The organism is Streptococcus sp. WM07 (assembly GCF_004570525.1).
GTDB lineage: Bacteria > Bacillota > Bacilli > Lactobacillales > Streptococcaceae > Streptococcus.
Genome location: NZ_SPPZ01000119.1, coordinates 1 through 1,047 on the forward strand (window position 1 = coordinate 1; position 1,047 = coordinate 1,047).

Below are 1,047 nucleotides of genomic sequence, written 5' to 3' on the forward strand. Positions count from 1 at the left end.
TAGGAGACTTGCCAGCAGGTACTAAGGTAAGCTTTGAGGAACCAGTAGATACAACCACACCAGGAGATAAACCAGCAACAGTCGTTGTAACGTATCCAGATGGCTCAACGGATAAGGTTCCAGTAACCGTTAAGGTGGTAGATCCAACTACAGATGCTGGTAAGAATAATCCTAAGTTTGAAGAGGCATCAGGTAAGCCAGGAGAAACAGTAACTGTTCCAGCGCCTAAGAACGAAGATGGAAGTGATCTTCCAGCAGGTTCTAAGTTTGAGTCAGACAACCCACTTGTTAAGGTTGATCCAAACACCGGTGCGATTACAGTAGATGTTCCAGCGGATGCGAAGCCAGGAGATGTTATTGAAGCAGTCGTAACAGTAACGTATCCAGATGGTTCAACAGATCAAGTACCAGTTAAGATTCCAGTAGCTGAGAAAGATCAGACAGACGCAGATAAGAACACACCAGTCGCACAAGAACAGGAAGTTAAACCAGGTGAGGAAGTAGATCCATCTAAATCTATTGCAAATCTAGGAGACTTGCCAGCAGGTACTAAGGTAAGCTTTGAGGAACCAGTAGATACAACCACACCAGGAGATAAACCAGCAACAGTCGTTGTAACGTATCCAGATGGCTCAACGGATAAGGTTCCAGTAACCGTTAAGGTGGTAGATCCAACTACAGATGCTGGTAAGAATAATCCTAAGTTTGAAGAGGCATCAGGTAAGCCAGGAGAAACAGTAACTGTTCCAGCGCCTAAGAACGAAGATGGAAGTGATCTTCCAGCAGGTTCTAAGTTTGAGTCAGACAACCCACTTGTTAAGGTTGATCCAAACACCGGTGCGATTACAGTAGATGTTCCAGCGGATGCGAAGCCAGGAGATGTTATTGAAGCAGTCGTAACAGTAACGTATCCAGATGGATCAACAGATCAAGTACCAGTTAAGATTCCAGTAGCTGAGAAAGATCAGACAGACGCAGATAAGAACACACCAGTCGCACAAGAACAGGAAGTTAAACCAGGTGAGGAAGTAGATCCATCTAAATCTA

Annotated in this window: 1 protein-coding gene; it reads left to right on the forward strand. The window is 44.6% G+C overall.

The genetic code is table 11. The features are described from left to right. On the forward strand, positions 1 to 1,047 hold a 1,047-nt coding region (locus tag E4T71_RS08650; RefSeq protein WP_194181264.1), incomplete at both ends, for a Rib/alpha-like domain-containing protein.